This window comes from Aurantibacillus circumpalustris, assembly GCF_029625215.1.
Classification (GTDB): Bacteria; Bacteroidota; Bacteroidia; order B-17B0; family Aurantibacillaceae; genus Aurantibacillus; species Aurantibacillus circumpalustris.
The window spans coordinates 2248610-2271362 of sequence record NZ_CP121197.1; the positions used below are offsets into that span (position 1 = coordinate 2248610).

The 22753-nt window shown below is 34.8% G+C and carries 21 protein-coding genes; 11 read left to right on the forward strand and 10 right to left on the reverse strand.

What is annotated here, in order from left to right; genetic code table 11:
- Position 1: 1 nt before the first annotated feature.
- Complete coding sequence (locus tag P2086_RS09370) at positions 2-655, forward strand: hypothetical protein (protein ID WP_317900190.1); 654 nt, start codon at positions 2-4, stop codon at positions 653-655.
- 20 nt (positions 656-675) lie between these two features.
- On the opposite strand, the gene P2086_RS09375 is transcribed toward P2086_RS09370, so the two are convergent.
- The 4 genes from P2086_RS09375 to P2086_RS09390 all read right to left on the reverse strand — a co-directional run bounded on the left by P2086_RS09375 (position 676) and on the right by P2086_RS09390 (position 5742).
- Complete coding sequence (locus P2086_RS09375) at positions 676-3039, reverse strand: CAP domain-containing protein (protein ID WP_317900191.1); 2364 nt, start codon at positions 3037-3039, stop codon at positions 676-678.
- A 145-nt stretch (positions 3040-3184) separates the two neighbouring features.
- Positions 3185-4135: a MauE/DoxX family redox-associated membrane protein gene (locus P2086_RS09380; protein WP_317900192.1), complete on the reverse strand. Its 951-nt coding sequence runs from the start codon at positions 4133-4135 to the stop codon at positions 3185-3187.
- A 67-nt stretch (positions 4136-4202) separates the two neighbouring features.
- A complete protein-coding gene (locus P2086_RS09385) occupies positions 4203-4613 on the reverse strand; it encodes a response regulator (RefSeq protein WP_317900193.1) in 411 nt (136 codons plus the stop codon).
- A 265-nt stretch (positions 4614-4878) separates the two neighbouring features.
- Entirely contained in the window at positions 4879-5742 is an 864-nt protein-coding gene (locus P2086_RS09390) for a sigma-70 family RNA polymerase sigma factor (RefSeq protein ID WP_317900194.1), read from the reverse strand.
- Between the two features lie 453 nt (positions 5743-6195).
- Between P2086_RS09390 and P2086_RS09395 the strand changes: the two genes are divergently transcribed.
- From P2086_RS09395 to P2086_RS09415, 5 genes are all read left to right on the forward strand, one after another.
- Positions 6196-8550, forward strand: a complete 2355-nt coding sequence (locus P2086_RS09395; protein ID WP_317900195.1) for a hypothetical protein — start codon at positions 6196-6198, stop codon at positions 8548-8550.
- 18 nt (positions 8551-8568) lie between these two features.
- On the forward strand, positions 8569-8880 hold the full coding sequence (locus tag P2086_RS09400; RefSeq protein WP_317900196.1) for a cell division protein ZapA: 312 nt from the start codon (positions 8569-8571) through the stop codon (positions 8878-8880).
- Between the two features lie 108 nt (positions 8881-8988).
- A complete protein-coding gene (rny, locus tag P2086_RS09405; RefSeq protein ID WP_317900197.1) occupies positions 8989-10539 on the forward strand; it encodes a ribonuclease Y in 1551 nt (516 codons plus the stop codon).
- A gap of 204 nt (positions 10540-10743) precedes the next feature.
- On the forward strand, positions 10744-11529 hold the full coding sequence (locus tag P2086_RS09410) for a hypothetical protein (RefSeq protein ID WP_317900198.1): 786 nt from the start codon (positions 10744-10746) through the stop codon (positions 11527-11529).
- A 156-nt stretch (positions 11530-11685) separates the two neighbouring features.
- Positions 11686-12915, forward strand: a complete 1230-nt coding sequence (locus tag P2086_RS09415; protein WP_317900199.1) for a DEAD/DEAH box helicase — start codon at positions 11686-11688, stop codon at positions 12913-12915.
- Between the two features lie 11 nt (positions 12916-12926).
- Here P2086_RS09415 and P2086_RS09420 read toward each other — a convergent pair whose 3' ends face one another.
- From P2086_RS09420 to P2086_RS09435, 4 genes are read right to left on the reverse strand one after another with little or no spacing between them, the layout of a single operon-like run.
- Complete coding sequence (locus P2086_RS09420) at positions 12927-13397, reverse strand: heme-binding domain-containing protein (RefSeq protein WP_317900200.1); 471 nt, start codon at positions 13395-13397, stop codon at positions 12927-12929.
- A gap of 9 nt (positions 13398-13406) precedes the next feature.
- Complete coding sequence (locus P2086_RS09425) at positions 13407-14396, reverse strand: ABC transporter ATP-binding protein (protein ID WP_317900257.1); 990 nt, start codon at positions 14394-14396, stop codon at positions 13407-13409.
- Positions 14396-15241, reverse strand: coding sequence for a T9SS type B sorting domain-containing protein (locus P2086_RS09430; protein ID WP_317900201.1), 846 nt, complete (start codon positions 15239-15241; stop codon positions 14396-14398). Before P2086_RS09430 ends, P2086_RS09425 begins: the two co-directional genes overlap by 1 nt.
- A gap of 11 nt (positions 15242-15252) precedes the next feature.
- Positions 15253-16278 carry an acyl-CoA reductase gene (locus P2086_RS09435; protein WP_317900202.1) on the reverse strand — a complete coding sequence of 342 codons (1026 nt, stop codon included), beginning with the start codon at positions 16276-16278 and terminating at the stop codon, positions 15253-15255.
- A gap of 88 nt (positions 16279-16366) precedes the next feature.
- Here P2086_RS09435 and P2086_RS09440 point away from each other — a divergent pair, with 88 nt between their 5' ends.
- Positions 16367-16717, forward strand: coding sequence for a 4Fe-4S binding protein (locus P2086_RS09440; RefSeq protein WP_317900203.1), 351 nt, complete (start codon positions 16367-16369; stop codon positions 16715-16717).
- Positions 16718-16894: 177 nt separating this feature from the next.
- Here the strand turns inward: P2086_RS09440 and P2086_RS09445 are convergent, their stop codons facing one another.
- Positions 16895-17407, reverse strand: coding sequence for a hypothetical protein (locus tag P2086_RS09445; RefSeq protein WP_317900204.1), 513 nt, complete (start codon positions 17405-17407; stop codon positions 16895-16897).
- A gap of 12 nt (positions 17408-17419) precedes the next feature.
- Entirely contained in the window at positions 17420-19516 is a 2097-nt protein-coding gene (locus tag P2086_RS09450) for an alpha-ketoacid dehydrogenase subunit alpha/beta (protein WP_317900205.1), read from the reverse strand.
- A 196-nt stretch (positions 19517-19712) separates the two neighbouring features.
- Between P2086_RS09450 and P2086_RS09455 the strand changes: the two genes are divergently transcribed.
- The 4 genes from P2086_RS09455 to P2086_RS09470 all read left to right on the forward strand — a co-directional run bounded on the left by P2086_RS09455 (position 19713) and on the right by P2086_RS09470 (position 22750).
- Positions 19713-20300, forward strand: a complete 588-nt coding sequence (locus P2086_RS09455; RefSeq protein ID WP_317900206.1) for a C40 family peptidase — start codon at positions 19713-19715, stop codon at positions 20298-20300.
- A complete protein-coding gene (locus tag P2086_RS09460) occupies positions 20297-21445 on the forward strand; it encodes a hypothetical protein (protein ID WP_317900207.1) in 1149 nt (382 codons plus the stop codon). Before P2086_RS09455 ends, P2086_RS09460 begins: the two co-directional genes overlap by 4 nt.
- A gap of 35 nt (positions 21446-21480) precedes the next feature.
- The gene (locus P2086_RS09465) at positions 21481-22146 is read left to right on the forward strand and encodes an OmpH/Skp family outer membrane protein (RefSeq protein WP_317900208.1); all 666 of its coding nucleotides are present in this window, start codon (positions 21481-21483) and stop codon (positions 22144-22146) included.
- A 205-nt stretch (positions 22147-22351) separates the two neighbouring features.
- A complete protein-coding gene (locus P2086_RS09470; protein WP_317900209.1) occupies positions 22352-22750 on the forward strand; it encodes a pyrophosphohydrolase domain-containing protein in 399 nt (132 codons plus the stop codon).
- Positions 22751-22753 lie beyond the last annotated feature (3 nt).

Below are 22753 nucleotides of genomic sequence, written 5' to 3' on the forward strand. Positions count from 1 at the left end.
CATGAAAACAACTATTAAACTATTTAGCATTACAATGACAGTGCTACTTTTGATTGCAGCTTCCTGCAAAAAAGATAAAAAAGATCCCATAAAGGAACCTGAACCAACTCCTGATCCTCAGGAAGTAATTACCACTTTTAAATTAATTTTAACGGACTCTGCATCAAATATATCGTCTGTTTATATGTTTAAAGACCCCGACGGTGATGGCGGGCAGGCTGGTTTCTATGGACCAACAAGTACATCGCAAACAGATTCTGTTATTACATTAGCAGCTAATAAAACATATTACGGGAAAATTGTTTTGTTGGATGAAACAAAAAGCCCAGTGGATTCTATTTCAAATGAAGTGAAATCAGAAGGGGTAGAGCACATGTTTTTTTATAACAATGGAAATAATACCATTCTTAATTCTGTTAATCCATACACGGTTAAATTAAATGGATCTGATATTAAAATTACTTATTTGGATTTGGATGCAGGAACACCTCAAAGAGGAATAGGTTTGCAAACACTTTGGAGAACTACAATGGCAAGTGGTACTACTAAGCATTTGCTTAATATTACTTTAAAACATCAACCTGACTCCAAGGATGGCACCTATGGGCCGGGAGAAAGCGATGTTTCTGTGGACTTTAAAGTGATGTTGAATTAATCTTTAAACGATTATAGTGTTTATTTTATGCCACAACTTGAATTGTAAACCCTTTTAACCTCGGGGTTTTCAAGCACCTGAAAAGTCATAAAGGGTTCCCCAATTAGTTTGCAATAGCGTTCCTGATTTTTATTTTTTGCAATTTCCATAGCTTTTGCAAAAGTACGCGAGTAATATTTTTCCTGAACTCTGCTCGCTAAACTAATATACATAAAAACCAGATTTTCGTTTACGTTGGCTGCCTTTAAGTAAGGTTCAAGTAAGGTAGCTGCATAATTGTAGTCTTTAACTCTACTAAATACCGAGGCCAATTTTAAAGCATTTTGCCAGGTAGCATCCTTTATGTTATAAAACTGTTTAATTCTTGCAATACAGGCGTCCATTTGTACTTCTGAATTAGGAAGCGTATCAAGTGTTTCCATTATTTTGAATTGCCACTCAATATTTAATCCGTTTACGTAATTGCTATCTAATTTACCGTATAAATTATTTATCGTTTGTTGAACTTCTGATTGATGTGCAGCGTTGCCAGCACTGCTATCAAGTTTAAGCTGACAAAAAACTTTGTTGTATTGTAAAATAGGATTCGAAGGTTCAGAAATTAAAAGTTTGTCAAACGTTTTATCGTCTTCATCAGTAACAGAATTATTAGCGAGATAACTGTAGTAAATTTGGTTGTTTAAAAGACCAGTATTTTTTGGACTGTCGATTATTTTTAAGCTGTCATATATGCTTGCAGCGTACTTCCCTTCACCAACACGCCTATTAATAAATTCCATTATTTTATAGGCAAGTTTGCTGTTGTTTGCTTTGGCAGCCCTGTTAAAACTTACGGTAGTAAATTTTTCCTCTTTAAGCCCACTTACATCATAGGTAACGTCCATTATTATTTGCGCAAAACGTTCTTTAGCTAATATTGGTTCTAACTCTTCGAGAAGTTTTTTATCGCCATTAATTCTTTCGATTGCTTTATTTTTTCCAAGGTTTACAATGTCAGCGTATTTACCATCTTCATTTTCCAGCAAAAATAAACCCCAACTATCTTTTGTTTGAATGGTAGGATTAATTTTATTGTTTTGCATTCCTTGTAAAACCGTTACGACACTTTCGGCACGTTTGCGTTGCAGTTTAGAGTTGGCTAGCGAATCACCTTCAATAGAAGCATAAGCGTAAATGTATAAACCATCAATAATAAAATCGGGTTCATTCATAGCTTTAATAAACGGTTCAATATCTACTTGTTTAAATTCTGCTTTATTTTTTTCGAATGGAATAATAAAATTTACAATTGAACTTTCGTTTCTTGGTTCAAATGCTGGTTTTAAGCCCTTGCTATTTTGTATTGGCAATAAACCAATGGGAGTATTACTTTCTATGGTTGCATTTTCATTATAACCGCGGGTGACCGTTTTACAGAGAACACCATTTTGAATAACTAATAAATTCAGTTCATAAGGTCCAGTTATTTTTGGATCGAATTTTCCAAGAAGAACTTCTATTCCTTTTATTTTTCGATTCGCCTTTTTATCTTTTGTAATGAGTAAATTCTTTTTGAAGAGAGCTTCTTTATAAAGAACTTTGCTCATAATGCCTTTATTGAGTAAGTTGTTGTCAACGATGTTGTAGTCTCCAGCAATAAATTGACTTCGTTGAACGATATCAACGGCTAAACCATCCTTTTCTTTTTTCAGAAAACGTCTTAAATCCTTTGCGTTTGGATATCTTAAATAAATTTTATTATCTGAAACATACAAACCTTTTTGGAGTAGGTCATAGTTACGCCAGCGTTCACATGTTTTGCAGGCTTTCGGTTCGACTGGTTTTAGAGATTTCGATTTGTTGTTGAATGGCACTTCAAGCTGATCCTTGTATATAACGCCTCCGTTTTTAATATCGTAACCACCAAAAAAAGCACTCACATAAACTTTTTCACCATCTTCATCTATGGTACCAACTATACCAACTAGTGAATATTTAGGATTAGTAACAACGGGTAAATCCTTTAGATTGTTTTCCCAGCGATTATAAATTACTTTTGCTACGTCTTCGGTTGAAAAATCTTCCCGCCCTTTACTTATAACCCCCTTCATAACCAGCTCTTCACCTTTTGAGGTTGCATTTACGTATTTTAGAAATTTCAAGGCTGTTTTTCTGTCAGTTTTTTCCGAATCATTATCTGCCATTGCTTGAGAACTTATTTCAGCAGCAGACTGCAGCATTTCACTCATTTCGAGGGTGTCGAGACCCTTACTTATTCTAAATCGGTTAAGCTCATTTAAGAGCACTCTTGGAAGGCTTTCTGTTCTGAATTTACCGCCCGATGACTGAGCGGATGCACATAAAGACAGGGCAACGATCATTAGCGAAATTAGAAAACGATTCATTTTGTGGATTTAAGAATACAAAATAAATAATATTGTCACAAAACAAGCCTTTATTAAAAAAAGGTTTTAAACAGTAGTGTGGTATTAAGTTGATTCGTTTAAGAATAGAGATAATTGCCAACTTGCCAGGCAACATTTAGTTATACTAATTAGGATTTCCTGTTTTGATCCAGTTTTCAATAATATACTGGTTTAATTCATAGTAATCTACTTTTTTAATTACCATGCCGTTGTCTATAAAATATATCCTGGGAAGGTGCGCTGAAGAAAGTTGAACAAAAGATTTTCCTAAGCAAAAGCTAGAGGGAATATTGGTAGCTTTTGTATCTTCAATAAATTCTTTGTAGTTAGATTTATCGCCATTAAGAATGAAATAAAAAGGAAGATCAGGATTGTTTCTCTTAATGAGTCTTATTTTTTTTGCAGCCACCCTGCAGTGTTGACAGGTCAAACTTAAAAAAGAAAGTACATGTTTGTTTTTTCTAAGTTCAATGCTAGGAATTTCAACTTTCGAGGTGTCACTTGGTTCAAATAATAAATTTAATTCGAGTGGATACCCTACCTTTTCATCTAAATTGTTTGAAGTATAAGCGTAATCTATGGGGTTAAAAATAAAAGGAACGCAAGTAATTGTTATTGCAAGAAGGTTAGTAAACAGTGCATTATATTTTAGTTTCCAACCGTTTGATAAAATATATAATAACACACCAATTGTAATCATCGCGATATTTTTCAGAATTCCTTGCAAGGGTGTCATACGAATACTTTCACCGAAACATCCACAATTACCATTGTTGCCGCCTATCGCAATTTGAACACTTAGATAAAGAATAAAAAACAAAAGTAAACCAATGGTAAAGGGAAGGGTGAATTTTCTAAGATTGTAATTAGCAATTAACAAAACGCCAATAAAAAACTCAAGCGAAATTAAGATTCTTGCTATTACTGGAGCAGTATACCAGTTGGCAATGCCAATATCTACAAAAGTAAATTCGAAAGTCTCAATGGGGAAGAGTTTTGAATAGCCTGAATAAATAAAAACAAGTCCTAGAGCAACCGAAAGTAATATGGAAACAATGAGTTTTAAAATTTTCATAATTGGAAAGCAAAGCTAAAAAAAGATTTAACGGATTTACGAAATATTTTAGTTAACAGAAATGTAACTACTGCAGATGTTTATCTTTAACATCATTTACAAGCCAAATAAGATCTTCAATTTGCTTGGGTTTTGAATAGAAGCCAGATACTCCCAATTCTAGTATCTCTGCTTTTTCTTCAATGTTTGTATCGCTAGTATATACAACTATGGGTACTTTATTGAACACATTATTTTGTTTCAGTAACTGAATTGTGGTTTTACCTGATAATTCAGGCATATTTAAATCGAGAAGAATGAGATTGGGTGTTAACGATGTTGTCTTAACATATTCAAGTGTCTCTTTTGAACTATAAACTGATTCGATGAGTGCCTGAGGAATTACTCGATTAAAAGCAGTTCTTAAAAAGCAATGATCGTCGGAATCCTCGTTAATAATTAAAATGTAATAGGTAATGTTATTGAGATTAAGATCCATAGGATTGCTTTTTGGTTAAGCCTTGGGTTTTTTAACGGTTGCAATTATATTAGGTTACGCCTTTCGTCAAAGAGGTGTTCTAAATAACGTTAATAGTAAAGATTTAGATCTAAAAATTAGAGCTTTTTCGTCAAAAAGCCCTATCTGAACGATGAAAACGCGAAAAGTAATCAGACCACCATTTGTTATGAAAAGAAAAAGCCTCAACATTATATGCTGAGGCTTTAAAATTGGTAAAGGTATAATTTAATTTATCCCAAATATTTTATCCCAAATATTGTTGAAGTAATTTACTCCGGCTGCTGTGACGTAAACGGCGTATTGCTTTTTCCTTAATTTGACGAACACGCTCACGAGTAAGATCAAATTTATCTCCAATTTCTTCTAAGGTCAAACCGTGATTAAGTCCTATGCCAAAAAATAATTTTACAACGTCCCGCTCACGCTCCGTTAAAGTACTTAATGCTCGGTCAATTTCTTTGCTTAACGATTCATTCATTAAACCGGTATCCGCCTTTGGTGAATCAAGATTCACCAAAACATCTAACAAACTACTTTCCTCGCCATTGGCAAAAGGAGCGTCCATGCTAACATGGCGACCACTCACTTTCATGGTGTCACTTACTTTATCAATTGGCAAATCAAGAATTTCAGCTAGTTCTTCTGCACTTGGTTCGCGTTCAAATTGTTGCTCAAGTTTACTGTAAGCTTTATTGATTTTATTTAAAGAACCTACTTGATTGAGTGGTAAACGCACGATACGACTTTGTTCTGCTAAAGCTTGTAAAATACTTTGACGAATCCACCAAACAGCGTAAGATATAAATTTGAAACCGCGCGTTTCATCAAATCTGCGTGCAGCTTTGATTAAACCTAAGTTTCCTTCGTTGATAAGATCGGGTAAACTTAAACCTTGATTTTGGTACTGCTTAGCTACAGAAACCACGAAACGCAAATTTGCTCTTGTTAACTTTTCCAGAGCATTCTGATCGCCATCTTTAATTTTCTTCGCTAAAATAACCTCTTCTTCAGCTGTAATTAATTCTTCACGTCCAATTTCCTGAAGATATTTATCAAGTGACGCACTTTCGCGATTTGTTATTGATTTGGTTATTTTAAGCTGCCTCATGCTACGTTTTAGTTTAAGAGTTCAAAAGTACAAAAAAAAGCGAAATATATCACGCTTTTCTTCACTTTTAAACGAGATTTCCGTGAAAAAGTTCTGTTTTTTTGGTGTTAAAAAGAAATAAATTGTTAGCAGGTCAAGGGTATATTAAATCTTTGCGAAATAATTTAATCAATATCGCTTGTGAGTTGATGCTTATTATTTATCGTTATAGAGTTTAGTCTTGCATATACACAGGACAAAAAACCTGGAGTATTTGAAACATAACCCCGGCAATTTAAGTGGCAAAATCAATTTTTCTCTTTGTTTATGGGCGTTTCTGGCAATCAGGTAATTAACAATCTACACTTAATAACCCTAGCTTTAATTAACATTTAACTGTTTAATCATAGTCTCGTGTTAATGTAAGCGGCCTTTATTACTTAACTATTTTTATGAAAATAAAAACAGTTCCAAATGAACGTAGAAAGCTTAAAATCTGAATTACAGCAAGTTTTAGATAATGATGTTGTGTTGCGCAAAGAATTTAACGTGTTAAAGCGCTCGTTAAGTGACTACCGCAATCAGTTAATTATGCGCGATGAGGACTGCAAGCGCTTGCAAGTAACGATTGACGTTTTAAATACCAAGCTGCTGGTATTAGAGAGAGATAACACCACCTACAAAGCAGAGTTAACCTCATTTAAAGAATTACGTGGTACTATAAAAGAGCAATTGCAAGAGAAGCAAGATGAGATAGACGCCAGGTTAAATGAGATACAAAACCTAAGAAATGATCTCAATTCAATGGCAGCGGGGTACGAGTCGCAGATAGATGAACTTAAAAAGGGGTCAAGTTCAGAGTTAAAAAGAGTTACGGAAGAATTTACTTCTCAGATAAATGAACTCAGAACCAATACGCATTATAAAGAAAGTGGCATAAAAGAGGAGTTTGAGAATCGTGTATCAGAATTATCAATTAACTGGGCTGATCGCGAACAGAGTTTACTTTTAAATCATGAAGAGGAAATTTCAAGGTTAAAGGGAACGTACGAAAATGAGCTAAGTGCATTGAGGGCTGATCACGCTGCACAAATTTTAGCGACAACTTCTGGAAGTTCTGAGGAGATAGATTCTTTAAAACATTCACATCTAGTAACACTTTCTCAACTAGATGAAAAGCACAGTTTAAAATTAAGTGAACTTGAAGAGTCTTACGCAGGCGAGATTACGAATTTAAGATCTGCTTTAGAAGAACAACGAAGTACTTTAACGAGCAATTTTAATACTCAATTAGATAGTTTAAAAAATGAACTTTCTGAAAAAGAATCGCTTCTTACTACTGAACACGAAAAACAATTGGAGGAACTAAAAGCGTCGTATGATTCAGTTTTAGAACAAACCATTTTCGGTCATGAAAACAAAGTAGCTTCGTTAATTAGTGAGTACGAGGAAAAACTATCCAATACGCTTATTCATTCAACAACTCAGAATTCTAAACTAAACGACGAGTTAAGCAAAGTCCAGTCTGAAAGTTTCGGTTCAGAAGGAAAAATACAAATTCTTTCTTCAGAACTTGAATCTAAAAATTTAACGGTTGCAGATTTAAATTCACAATTAGATGTTCTCAATAATCAACTAATTGCAGAAACAAAAAAAGTGGATACTCTTAATTCTGAATTTGAAACGTTTAAACAAAACGCATCACTTTCAGTAAGCGAACAAGTTAACGAACTTAATCTGCAAATAGCTTCACTAAACTTATCTCATAGTGACTATGTTGAGGAGTTGAATGCACAAATAGAAAACCTTAATGTTGAACTTAAAAACATGGGACTTTTATTTGAAACAACAACTAACACACTCAGTGAAACTGAATCGTCATTGGAATTAAAAAATGAAGAATTAGTTCAAGCAAATTTAATAATCGAACAATTAAATAGTAAGATTGGATCTTTTGAATCTAGCATTACGGATAAGGAAAGCGAACTGGAGAATTATAAACTCGAACTTGAAAACGGAAGTAAACAAGAACTAGAATCTAAGGAGTTAGAATATCAAAAATTGCTTGCAGAGAATACAAATCTTATTGATGAGATAAATCTTGCGCAAGATAAGGTAGAAGAACAGGAGTCTGAAATAACTGTGTTGAAAGGAGAGCTTGAAGAGATAAGACTACAAAGTATTGGAAAGAGTGAATATTTTAAAGAAACTTTATCTAATAGAAATTTTGAGATAACAAATCTTGAAGCCAACAATGCGGCGCTGTCGACAGAACTTACTTTATTAAAAAATGAACTAACAAGTCTGCGCGAACAGTCGAATGTATCAGCAGAATCTGAAGCTCAATTAGCAGATCAACATCAGAAAATTGAGGCTTTAATATCTGAAAAATTGGAGTTAAGTAAAGAATTGGATGTATTGCAAAGTGTTGTAAGTGGACTAAATGAGTATGTGTCTTCAATGAACGATAAACTTAGCTCTTACGAAACAGAAATAGAATCCTTGAAAAATGTTTCTAAAGTAGATGAGCAGGAAGCCTTTATTGACAGACTATTTAAGCAAATTGACGGATTAAATGATCAAAAATTAGCGCTTTTAGATGAAAAAGAGCAGATGGCCAATCAATTGTTAAAAATGAATGATGTTATTGGTTCTATTTCACAACAAGTTGATAGTGAGCAAATTGACGTTACAGGTTTGAATAATCACCGAAAGAATGTTATTTTAGCAAATAATTCAGGTGGAACAAATGAAAAAAGCCACATGAAGGAACAAATAAACGATTTGGTGCGTGAAATTGATAAGTGCATAGCGTTATTAAGTGCTTAATATTAACGCCCTCTTTAAATGAGCGAAGTAAATATAAAAGTTGAAATAGCCGGAAGTATTTTTCCTTTAAAGGTGAATGCTGAAGACGAGCAAAATATTAAAGAGGCCGTTGATCTAATAAATAACAAAATTGTAGAGTTTGAAAAAAACTATGCGATTAAAGATAAGAAGGATGTGTTGGGAATGGTTATGTTGCAGCTGGTAAGCCAGCTTTACAAACAAGCCAACAATGCGGAGAAGGAATTAAGTCATTTAAAGCTGCTTTTTGCCGATGTTGAGGAGATGTTAAAAGAACATCAACAAAACATTAACACTATTGAAGAAGAGTAATAATTTACTTTTTTGATTCGCGCACAAAATTTATCAAGCTGAGCTGATAATATTTGTGCGTTTTTTTATTAACCCATTCCGCTAGAAACGGAATATAAAAAGGATAAAATGGATATTTTGACGATTGTTTTTATTGCAGGTTCTTTAATACTTGGAGTAATTGCAGGATTTCTAATTGCAGGCAGTAAATTAAATGCTAGCGGCGCAAAGGAAAAAGAAAATTTAATTAAAGAAGCCGAAGTTAAGTCTGAGGCAATTAAGCAAGAAAAAATACTACAAGCTAAAGAAAAGTTTTTGCAGTTAAAATCAGAACACGATAAAACTGTTCAAGAAAAGAACGCCCACATTGCACAATCTGAAAATCGCGCTAAACAAAAGGAGAGCGAGCTTAATAAAAAGATTGAAGATCAAAATAGAAAGGATAAGGAACTTGAAAGCGCTAAACAACAGGCGAATCAACAAATTGAGCTTTACAAACACCGATTAGAAGAAGTTGAGAAAGGGCATCGTAAACAAGTGGAAATGCTTGAGAAAATTAGTGGATTAAAAGCTGAGGACGCTAAGATGCAACTGATGGAATCTATTAAGGCAGAGGCAAAAACCCAGTCTATGGTGTATGTAAAGGACATTATGGAAGAGGCTAAGTTAACTGCCAATAAAGAAGCTAAAAAAATTGTTCTACAAACCATACAACGTGTTGCAACAGAAACAGCTATTGAAAATTCCATTTCTGTTTTTCACATCGAAGGTGATGAAACCAAAGGAAGAATTATTGGACGTGAAGGCCGTAACATTCGTGCTTTAGAGGCTGCTACTGGTGTTGAAATTATTGTTGATGATACTCCTGATGCAATTACCTTAAGTTGTTTTGACTCTATCCGACGTGAAATTTGCCGTTTGGCGCTTCACCAACTAGTTACGGATGGTCGTATTCATCCTGCCCGCATTGAAGAAGTGGTTGAAAAAACAAAAAAAATGTTGGAGGAGGAGATTATTGAAACTGGAAAAAGAACATGTATAGATTTAGGCATTCATGGATTACATCCTGAATTAATCCGAATGGTAGGAAGAATGAAATACCGTTCTTCATACGGCCAAAATTTATTACAGCATAGTAGAGAAGTTGCAAACCTTTGTGGTATTATGGCAAGCGAAATGGGATTAAATCCCAAGGTAGCCAAACGTGCTGGTTTACTTCATGATATTGGTAAAGTGCCTGATAACGAACCGGAATTGCCGCATGCTTTATTAGGAATGAAGCTTGCTGAGCAATACAAAGAAAAGCCAGAAGTATTAAACGCCATTGGAGCCCACCACGATGAAATTGAAATGACTACTTTGTATTCACCAATTATTCAAGTGTGTGATGCTATTAGTGGCGCTCGTCCAGGTGCTAGAAGGGAAATTGCTGAGCAGTACATGAAACGTTTAAAAGATTTAGAAGCTCTTGCATTAAGTTATGACGGCGTTGAAAAAACCTATGCCATTCAAGCCGGACGAGAGGTACGCGTTATTGTTTCAAGTGACAAAGTAAACGATGGTAGAGCGGAGCAATTAGCATTTGAGATATCACAACGTATCCAAACCGAAATGACTTATCCAGGTCAAGTAAAAGTAACCGTTATCAGAGAAGTCCGTGCAACAGGTTATGCGAAATAATTAAAACGTAATTTGTTTTTTTAATCCCGAAAATATTTTTCGGGATTTTTTTATTTCCATTTTCTCAGAAAAATTTAAACGGATTAAATTTCGACAGAACCCCTTTATTGGTGGATTAAATTGTAGATAAGTTATTGTTAAAAATTAAAATCAATAAAAAAAAAGTACGATATTGCAGGCTTAAACCCTTATAAATATAAAAACATGAACAATACAAAAATGATTATTGCGGGTCTGCTTCTAACTGGACTTTCAATGAGTGCAGGTGAACCATTCTCATTAAAAAAAGAAGGTAAAGACGAATCTTCTCAAGCTTTTAAATTAGATTTTAGAAAAAAGCAAAGTGCTTTTAAGCTGAATGTAAAACAGTCTAACATTCTTTCATCCAGTGCTAAAGATTGGGATGAGTCTGAAGTAACCGGCAGCGGATTGTTTCTTAATTTCGGATTACATTTTCCTTCTGCTAGTTTTTTAAATCCATACTATGCCACAAATCCTATTCGATTCGGACTTGGACTTGATTTTGAATTCGGTAGTTTTTTTAGATTTGGAAAAATCGCTGAACATAAATTTGGTGTGGGTTTAAGGGCAACCTGGCTTTCTTTTAGTTATACTTCGGCAAAAGACGGTAACGATATTTATAGAGCATTACAAATAAGCCCAGTAAGACTAGGACCACAATTTAGCATGGCAATAACAGAATCTATGGGTTTTGACGTTTATTACCAAATTGGCGTGAACTTCACTGAGATGTTTGGTTCAATTGATGATCCAAATGAAACCGAAAATATTGGATATAGTAAAACGTATCTTGGTGCTTCTCATGAGATAGGTGCTGCTTATCACTTTAGAGTATACAGCGTTGGTTTTGGTTATCGTTTTGGAAGTCTTTCAAACATATTAACTTATTATGACGGTGAGACAGAAGACAATGATATAGTGAAAAGTTCAATTTCAAATTTCAGAATTACTTTAGGATTTAAATTTTAATAGTTTACATTTTCAGAAAGCGGTTGACCAAATATGGCAACCGCTTTTTTTTATGGTTCAATTTTTCGAAAATTCTTGAACAGATTTAATGGATTTTAAACCGATTAAAAACAGTACCTTCACTGCTTAGATTAATTGAATTAATATTTTTATCACTTGACATTCGACGATTTTAATTTTGATGCTTCTTTAGTAGAAGGACTTTATAGTATGGGATATAAAACTCCCACCCCAATACAGGCTCAGGCCATACCTGTAATTTTAGAGAACAAAGATCTTATTGCTTGCGCTCAAACTGGTACTGGTAAAACAGCCGCTTATTTATTACCAATCATAGATCATATTGTTCGCGCCCCAAATCGCCACTTAAATGCACTCATTATTGCACCAACCCGCGAGCTTGTGTTGCAAATTGATCAACAAATTGACGGCATGGGGTATTTTTGTTCAGTCGGCTCAATAGCTATTTATGGCGGAAACGATGGCATGACCTGGGAGAAGCAAAAACATGCTTTGCGTGAAGGAGTAGATATTATTTGTGCTACACCAGGCCGTTTAATTGCACTATTGCAAAATGGAGATATTAATTTTGAGCACCTTCAGCATTTGGTTTTAGATGAAGCAGATAGAATGCTTGATATGGGCTTTTTTGATGATATCACCACCATCATAAATTATCTTCCAAAAGAACGACAAACGATAATGTTTTCGGCTACTATGCCTTCTAAAATAAGGTTGTTAGCAAACAAAATAACAAAGAATCCTGAACAGATTAATATTGCTATAAGTAAACCTGCTGCTGGAATTGTGCAACAGGCCTATGTGGTGCACGATAGTCAGAAGGAGGGAATTCTTCGCATGATCTTAAAAAATGAAGATTATCAATCGGTAATTATATTCTGTTCAACAAAAGACAATGTAAAATTATTAGAGAAAAATTTGCGAAGGGAAGAGAAGTCAATTAAGGCTTTTCATTCTGATTTAGAACAAGCTGAGAGGGAAGAAATCATGCGTGATTTTAAAGGCAAAAAGTTAAGGATCTTAATTGGAACAGATATTTTGTCACGCGGAATAGATGTTGACGGTATAAGCCTAGTAATTAATTACGATGCACCGCCAGACCCCGAAGATTATATACACAGAATTGGAAGAACCGCCAGGGCTTCAAAAGCGGGTGTTGCTATTACTTTTATTAATTTACGTGATCAGATGAAATTTTCAAGAATTGAAGATTTAATGGGTTACGAAGTAATTAAAATGCCGATCCCTGAAGAACTGGGTCAAGGCCCTGTATATGATCCGGAGGCTAATAAAAAAGAAGGATTTAAACGTGGTCCTACTAAAGGAAAATCAAATTACAAAGGAAAAAGGAAATCAAGGCCTTGAAAATCGCACCCTTAACTGTTTTCTTTTAGTTTATCGCTCTCAAACGAACGTAAAGATTTAAACCAATTAATTAAAAGTTCTCTTTGCTCTTGCGTTAGTTTTGCTGAGTTATGCAGAATGGTGTAAGACGTCATTGGCATTTCGCCTTCTTCCACCATTTCGACACATTCCTTTAATTTGTGATCTATTTTTTTAGAGGAATAGTTTCCCCATTCAGAAAAATTAAGATGCTGTGAGCCCTCGTTGATATGATGTTTTATCCACCAAGATACAGGAGCTATATTTGTGTACCAGGGATAGGTAATGTTATTGCTATGACAATCGAAACAGGAGTTTTGGAGAATAGAACTTATTTCTTGACCTGGATTTGTTAAGGCGAGAATATTTATTTCATAAGGTGATGGTTTATTTGTTTTGTCAATTCTAATAAACTGAATGATTAGAATGAGAGCGGCGATTGAAAGTAGAATTTTCTTTTTCATTACATCTGATTAATAAATGAAAGAGTCATTTATTTCGAAGCAAAAACTTTTGTCTACTTCGAGTTTTTTATGTGAATGAACCATAAGAGAATTCCCTGATTTCGTTTCCCCTAATACTTCAAAGCACTTACCATTATAAGTACAGTTTATAATAGTTAGTTCAAGATCGTAATTTGTTTTTGAAGCTGTAAGTTTGATTTTATCAGGTCTTAAAAAAAGTTTCGACTTAAATTTCAGTTTCGACTTTTTACTGAGGTCGTTTTTCCGAAGGAGATTAAAATCGCCGAGCAGTCCTGCAAGCCTTGTGTTTTTTGGCTTATAGTATACTTGCCATTTTTCTCCTTGCTCAACCATTCTTCCATTATCTAATACAAGAAGAGTATCTGCATATTTTAAAGCTTCTTCGGCAAGATGAGTAATCAATATAACCGAAGTTTTATTTTTTTTAACCTCTTTAATGACGAATGAAAATAATTTCTCTGTTAAAAGCTTGTCAAGATTGCTGAAAGGTTCATCGAGCAATAATACTTTTGGAATGATTGCAAGCGCTCTGGCAATGGCTACCCGCTGCTTTTGCCCACTTGACAAATGTTTTGCCCGTGTGTTTTTTAAATTTACAAGTTCCAGGAGTCTTAAAAGGCTTGTAGCTCTTTTTTGTTTGGCTTCATTGGTATATCCAATAAGTTTATCAAAAATATTTTCTTCAACAGTATGATTTTCGAGAACGTAAAATTCTTGGCTTACCAATTTCATTTCTTCAAATCCTGGAATTAGATTATAAGAGGGACCAAGAATTTTTTGGTTATCCAACATGACTTCGCCGCTTTGAAGATCTTCTAGACCATAAATGCATTTAAGCAATGTAGTTTTGCCACCACCACTTTTACCGACAAGGCCTAAAATTTCACCTTCGTTTAACTGAAGTGAAATATTTCGTATTCCTTTAAAATAGGTTTGATTTGGGTAATTAAATGCTATGTTATTTACCCTTAAGATAATTAGCGTGCTAAAGTGATAGTGCCTTTTAGATTATATTTTACACCGTCGAAGCCATAGGCGTCAACACAGATAAAATAAACACCTTCAGAACATTCTTCACCGGCCGTGGTGTAACCATCCCAGCCTTGTTTTGGTTTGTCCCAAGTAGCAACAATAACACCAAAGCGATTGTAAACCCATGCTTTGAGACCTAAAATCCCTTTAGTAATGGGAATAAAAACATCGTTTATGCCATCTCTGTTAGGAGTGAATATGGTTGGAAGAATAAGGCTTGAGGTTTCTGAAATCGTAAAGTCATAAGATTCAGAATCGTCGCATCCTTCCTCTCCGTATGAATATAGCAAAACTGAATAATTTCCATTGGCATTGTATTCTTTTACTAAACTCAATGAGCTATCTATTCCAACAGCATCACTAAATTTCCAATAATTTTTTAGACTGTATTGCGAATAATTAGTAAGCGTGAGATTTGCAGGAAAACCTTCTGAACTAAGACTGGCGTTAAAGGAGGCAATTGCTGATCTTTTTGGGCTAACTATCGTAAATACGGTATTTGAGTTACCTGATATATCAGAAACGTTAAGAAAAACGGTATAGTTAACGGTTCCGGAAAAAGTTAGAGAGATAGAGGAACTATTGAGGTCTGTATAAGAAGTTAAGCCTTTTGAAGGAATTACTGCCCATAAATAAGAAAGCGTTGAATCTGATGATACAGCGGAGTAGGTAATTGCTTTGCCGGTACAAAACATGGTATCTTTGGTAACGATACTAACGGCTGGCACAGTTTGGGCGTGAGCACAAATTGCAACAAGGTTTATGAGGATCAGCGTAAAAAATATTCGCATATACAAAACGTTTATAAATTTACTAAAAATTCCAGTGTATTCACGTTATCTGCAAAATCTGTAATAACAGGGCGCTGTGAATAACCGAAAGGAACATAGTTTTCGCCTACCACACACTGCAGGTTATTTGTATTGGCCTGAAGGTAATTCTGAATAGCATCGTTACCGTTATAGTACTGATAATAAAGTACTCCAACCGGGGAATGAAGGTCATTACTCTCTTTAATCATAACGAAATTATTGTCTAAAAACGCCATGGATTCAAGCAAATAGATAGCACGGTGGTAATCGTAATTATTCCCGTATTTTTTATTATTTACAACAAAACCATAGTCTATGAGAGATTCGAAGAGTGTATCGAATTTGTAACCTTGCGGAACCAAGAGTTTACTCACATTGCGGCAGCCAAGACCGAAATATTGAAAAATATCTATTCCTAAATTATTTAGATCTTCCGTTTTCTCATTGCCAGTGAGGATAGCAACAGAGCTTCTACTTTTGCGAATAATGTTTGGGTATTTCGCAAAATAGTAGTGCAAATGACTTGCAGTATTGTCGCTTCCAGTTGCAATGACGGCATCAAAATTAGTTAATTTACCTTCCGCAAAAAGAATTTGTTTCTCAAATTCTGGTTCATAATGAACCAATAGTTTTAAAAAGAAGGGCAAAAGAACATGGTCATCGCTAGAGGGCTTAATTAATGCATTGTTTCCACTTAAAAGCACACACAATACATCGTGAAAACAAACCAAGGGAATATTGCCAGCACAAATAATGGCTACTGTTTTAGCCTTGTTTTCCTTAATAGGAGCGCTAAACCCAATCAGATCTTTTTCTGTTAAGAATAGACCAATATTTGTGATAGCGTCATTAACAAATTTTGGAATAAACCAGTTATTGTATACATGCGCCACTTCAATAACTTTATCGAGCCCTTGATGCAGCTGTTCTTCATGAGAAATTCTGTTACTTGAAAAATGACGGTTTATAAACAAACCCACCTCAACAAATCCCTTAATTCTTTGTTTTAAAGTCATAAAATTTGATCGTATATTTGCAGACTACGAAAACAAGGAAGACGGCGTATAACCGCTTCATTATTTTAACGCAAAACTAAGTAAAAAAATGGCAATTATAATAACTGACGAGTGTATTAATTGTGGTGCTTGCGAACCTGAGTGTCCAAATAATGCAATATATGAAGGCGGTGCCGAATGGCGATACGCTGATGGCACTGGAGTAAAAGGAAATTACACTGGTAAAAATAGTGGCGTTGAGGTAAGTGTTGAAGATCCACAAACGCCTAAAAGTATGGACGTTTATTTTATTGTAAGCGATAAGTGTACAGAGTGTGTTGGGTTTCACGATGAACCACAGTGCGCAGCCGTTTGTCCGGTTGATTGTTGTATAAAAGATGTTGATGTTGTTGAGACGAATGAGCAACTTTTAGAGAAAAAAGCATCATTGCATATTTAAGGAAGGCCTCGAAAGAGGCCTTTTTAGTTTAATAGAAAAAATTGCTCAAAGCTCTTCTTCTGGTTAGCTTAGTTTGTTGGGCCATGAATCGCACGAATTAGCACGAATTTTTTTGTTAGTGAAAGTTAGTTAATTAGCGGCAAGATGCCTCGAATCTCGGCCTAAAGAACATTCATTTCAATTTACCGGTCGGTATATTTTGAAGGTTCCTTTGAGGATGTTTTTAAGTTCAAGTGGAGCGGTTCCAACCTTTTTACCTAAGTCGGTAGTGTTTTGTTCGGCTAACACAAAACTTTCTTTATTATGTACTTTGAAAATAATAGCCGTGTGGTGTTCTAATTCCTCTCTGTAAAAGGAATTCTTTTTTTGATATTGAATTTCAACTCCTTCAAATTGAATGAGGTCACCAGGAAAAACACAGTCTTTTTTAAGATCAATTTCTTTACCAAAACCATAATTTTTATCCCAATTAGCTCCAATTGCGTTTAACCCATGCGCTGCTAGGTCCCAGCATTCACCGCGACCTACTTTCTTGTTTAGATTCGTTTTTACGAAATCTATCAATTTTTGATTTAAGACTGGAATTTGATCACAGGTTTTTACAGCAGAACAAATGAGTTTATTTGAGATATTAAAAGATGAAAACAAAAAGGGCAAGATGCCAAACGAAAAAATAAACCAGCGTTTCATAGCCTTTTTGTTTTAGTAATTCATAAGCGCTGTAATTGCAATTTCTACTTTATCTGCATTTGGTAACATGGTTTTTTCTAAGGTGGAGTTTAAAGGAATAGCAGGCATATTTTCGGAACCAATTACTTTAACAGGGGCATCTAAAGATTCAAAACAATTTTCGCTAATGCGAGCAGCAATACTTTGCGCAAATCCATTAAACACGGGTTCTTCGGTGAGTACCATTACTTTACCATGCTTGCGGGCACTTTCAAAAATGGCAGTTTCGTCTATTGGTGATATGGTTCTTAGATCCAAAATTTCTACACGGCCTTCAAACTTTTTAGCGGCGGCTTTTGCCCAATACACGCCCATTCCGTAAGTAATAATTGTGATGGATTTTCCAGAATTAATAGCTTTGTCACTTGCTTCAATTACCAAACGCGCTTTACCAAAGGGAATAATATAATCTTCATCAGGCTCAATCGTTTTTGCGTCTTCCGTACCTTTAATTTTACTCCAGTATAATCCTTTGTGCTCAAGAATCACCACAGGATTTGGGTCGTAATAAGCAGATTTAATAAGCCCTTTAAGATCGGCTCCAGTGCTAGGATACGCTATTTTAATTCCTTTAATATTTGCTAAAACACTTTCAACGCTGCTTGAATGATAGGGACCACCACTTCCATAAGCACCAATAGGCACACGTAAAATCATACTTACCGGCCATTTACCGTTTGAAAGATAACAAGAGCGACTTACTTCGGTAAATAATTGATTTAAACCCGGCCAAATATAATCGGCAAATTGAACTTCCACAATGGGTTTTAATCCTGCGGCACTCATACCAACAGTAGAACCAACTATAAAAGCTTCCTGAATAGGAGTGTTAAACACCCGGTGATCTCCAAATTGTTGCGCCAGTGTGGCCGCCTCTCTGAACACGCCGCCAAGTCTGGCTCCAACGTCTTGTCCGTACAACAAACATTCAGGATGTTTGGTCATTAATTCTCTTATCGCAAAAAGAGCGGAATCTACCATAACGGTTGCTTGTTTGCCGCTAGGAGCTCTGTTTCCTTTTTCTTCAGTTATTGGAGTAGGAGCAAATTCGTGATCAAATAAATCTTCTGGCCTTGGATCTTCCTCTAAAAGAGCTTTTTGATAATCGTCTTCTACGAGTTTTTTAGCTGTTTCCTCAATTTCTTTTATTTCAATAGCTGTTGTTCCCCCAATAATTAGTTGATTGCGAAGACGAGGAAGTGGATCTTTTTTTGCTGCTTCTTCCAAATCATCACGGTACCATTCTTTTCTTACCCCGCTTGTATGGTGATTTAATAAAGGTACTTTGGCGTGAATGAGCATTGGCCGTCTTTCTTTGCGAATAATATCCAGACAATCTTTAACTGTGTTATAACTGAGAATAAAATCTGTTCCATCAATGGTTTTTGTTTCAAGTCCGTTAAAGCCTTTTGCAAACTCCGTCATATCTTGAGAGCGAATTTCACGGGCGTGGGCGCTGATGTCCCACTCGTTGTCTTGGATAAAAAATAAAATGGGTAGTTGCTTTAATGAGGCCATTTGTAAAGCTTCTGACACTTCACCTTCTGTGCAGCTGGCATCTCCCAAAGAACAGACAGCAATAGGATTGAGACCCGAATAATCTTTAGCCATGCCGTTTTTTTCGATGTACTGTAAGCCCATCGCAATACCGGTTGTTGGAATGGCTTGCATGCCAGTAGCGCTTGATTGGTGAGGGATTTTAGGCATATCATCCCTATTTAAACTTGGATGTGAGTAATACGTTCTGCCACCAGAAAATGGGTCGTTGCGTTTAGCAAGCAGTTGAAGCATTAGCTCAAAAGGCTGCATACCAATTGACAAAAGAATACTGTCATCGCGGTAGTAGGCACTTAAAAAATCTTGTGGTAATAATTGTAATCCCAAAGCAATTTGAACAGCCTCGTGGCCCCGACTCGTGGCATGCACATATTTTGCCGTGATTTCTTTATTGGTTTCAAACAAATCTGTCATGCTTTTGGCAGTGAACATAAGTTCGTAAGCTTTTTTTAATATTTCGAGTGGTATCTTCGTCTTCACTTGAGCGGCTTTTAGAGAAATATCTTCCATCATCTGATCGTTATAAGTTTTAAAAATAGCAATTATTGAAGCAAAATGGGACAGAAATTATCCCGTTTTAATAGAATTTATGAAAGAAATAGACTGCACGCCTTTATTTGCTTGAAAATTGAATTAACAAGCAAGTGTACACAATTGATTTTGAATCCTTTAAAACAATGATGGATGAGACTTATCTTTATGTCTGAAAATGATTAAATCTGGTACTTATAGTCGTTTACTCCTTTTATTGTTTCTAATTGGAGCTTATAATTGCAAGCATAAAGAAAAACAAGCTGTTGCGTTGCAGAAATCCTCTACTAAAAAGCAAACGCATAAATTAAAGCCTCAGTCTCACAAACCTAGTGGTACCAAGTCAAAATCGACCGATTTAGAACAAAAACTGGGACTTAATGATGAACAAATAAGGAATAGTAAGTTATATTCTTTTATTGATGATTGGTATGGGACACCCTATAAATACGGAGGTTGTCAGAAGGGTGGGGTCGATTGCAGCTGTTTTGCCAATCTATTATACGAGAAAGTGTATGATAAAAGAATTGCTCGATCGTCGGTAGATATTTATAAAAGTTGTGATGAAATAAGTATTAAAGAGGCAAAGACAGGTGATTTTGTTTTTTTTAAGATAGGGGGAAATATGGTTTCGCATGTAGGTGTTTATATTTGGGGTAATATGTTTGTACACGCAAGTAATAGTAGAGGTGTTGTTATTAATAGTTTAGAGGAAGCTTATTATAAAAAGTATTTTTTCTGCGCTGGTAAAATGAAGAGTTTATGATAAACGGCTTGCAGATATCTATTCCTCAGCGCATGATGTTATTGAGGATAACTGTTACTATTTCCCTGGCTATCTCGGTTCTTTTAAGTATTCATTTATGGGCAGGAAATAGAGTTGTTCCTTATACTTCTATTATTGGGGTTAATCCTATTAAGGCACCTTTTGATTTTATTTATGTTTTTATTCTTGTATTACTTTGGGCTGCATCCCTACTGCTCAATAAACAAAGATTAATACTTTTTTTTGCTTTTGTAATCAGTATTTTACTTGTGTTATTTGATATTAATCGCTTACAGCCCTGGTTTTATATTTATAATGCTCTATTATTAATTTTTCTTTTTTATAATGGCAGGGTGGATGATTCAAATAAGTTTACAGCCTACTTTATTATTTTGCAGATTATTATTGCTTCCGTGTATTTTTTTTGTGGACTAAGTCAATTAAATAAATTTTTTGTTAGTACTGATTTTCTGGAGATAATTTCTCCTTTACAAAAAACGTTGAGTGGAAGACAGTTTTTGTTTTTGAAGAAAGTGGGATATGTAGTTCCATACGTGTTAATGTTTATAGGTGTTGGTTTAATTATATCACCAATTAGATATTTGGCTATTACCTTGGGATTTCTTTTGCATTTATTTTTGCTTATTTTTTTATTTCCTTCAGAAAACAATAAAAATTATGCGCTTTGGTTTAGTAATTTATCGTTTATGGTCATGTTATTTTTGTTGTTTTCAGGAAAAACAAAACAAAGATATTTTAGCCCAACCTTTTTGTTTCAAGTACCATTATTTTATGCCATAATGGCTTTGTTTGTAGTGATGCCATTTTTTAACAACAGTGGTAAATGGCCTGATTTTTTATCAGCCAATTTTAGAAGTGGGAATACAAATTCTGCTGTAATATCCTTATCCAATAAGACTTTATTAAATTTGCCAACAAATATTACGCGATTCTGCTCTCCGAATTACGGGTTTCAGAACTTTAATTATTCTAATTGGTTTTTGCACGAATTGCATGCAGACTGCTTTCCGCAGAAAAGGGTATTTAACAGTATTTATAATTACGTGTTAGATTCTGACAAAGAGCTTGTTAAAGAAATAGAATTGCTGCACGTTCCAAAACAAAAATTATTGCTTAAACCATAAGGTAGTTCTATATTTGTGAAAACTAAATTCTTATAATGAATAAAATTTTACTTGGTGTTAATGCTGTTTTGGTTGCTGCGGTTGCGTTTTTATTTTTTAAGGTAAATTCTTTGAATAACTCTTCAGTAGATGTGACTACTGAAACAGAAAAGGTTGAAGAAAAACCAAAGTTGCCAGAAGCTGCAAAAAAGATTGAACAAGTAGGTAATGCACCTACTGGCAAAATAGCTTTTGTAAATATTGACAAGTTAAACGATGAAAGTCTTGAAATAAGCGATTTAGTTGCTGAAACAAAAAGGAGAAAGAGTGTTATTGAGGCTAGTATGGAGAGTCTAAATGACCAGTATACTAAGGAAGTGGAAGAATTTCAAAGATCGCAGAAAGCTGGAATTGCCACTCAAGCTGACATGGAAATGAAAGCGCGAAAAATACAACAATTGGAAATGGATGCGCAAAACAAACAGTTGCAAATGGATAATCTTTCTCAGGACATGAATGAGAAAAACAATAATTTTCAAAAAAATGTACGTGAATTGCTTTTAAAATATAATGCTGGGAAATACGATTATATATTATCATATAGTGAAGCTATTCCAAGTATGTTGCTTGGGAATACCGCGCTGGAAATTACCGGTGATGTAATAAAGGAGTTAAACGCTGACTATAAGTTGGCTAAAACAAAGAAGACTTCTAAGAAGTAATTTTTTAATTCATTCTTCGACTACACATTCTTTGACTCCCGAGGCAAGATCGGGATTGGTTACGCGCAGAATAACATAGATTCCAGTGTAAAGGCAAAATTATAGTGGGTAAAATCCGCTTCTTAATAAAAAACCAAATTCTGTTTTAAAGTATTCTAACGACTATTAAAATTAAAAGTTATTTTCGTTTCATAAAAAACTATTCATGAGTAAACTTCACGAAAAAATTAAGTCTGTGGCCGAGTTTCACGACACTTTTAAAATTGGTAATGCAGATACAATTAAATTGATTGATGAAAGAGATTATACCTTGCGTTACAACCTTATTAAAGAAGAAAATGAAGAGTACTTGGAAGCCTGTAAAAACAATGATATCGTTGAAATAGCGGATGCTCTGGGGGATCAACTTTATATTTTATTTGGCACGATTTTGAAACACGGACTTGAACATAAAATTGAGGAAGTGTATGATGAAATTCACCGCAGCAATATGAGTAAGTTGGATGAAAACGGTCAGCCTATTTTTAGAGAAGACGGCAAGATTTTAAAATCGAAGCTTTATTTTAGACCAGATATTAAAAAGATTTTGGATAAATCTGGATAGATT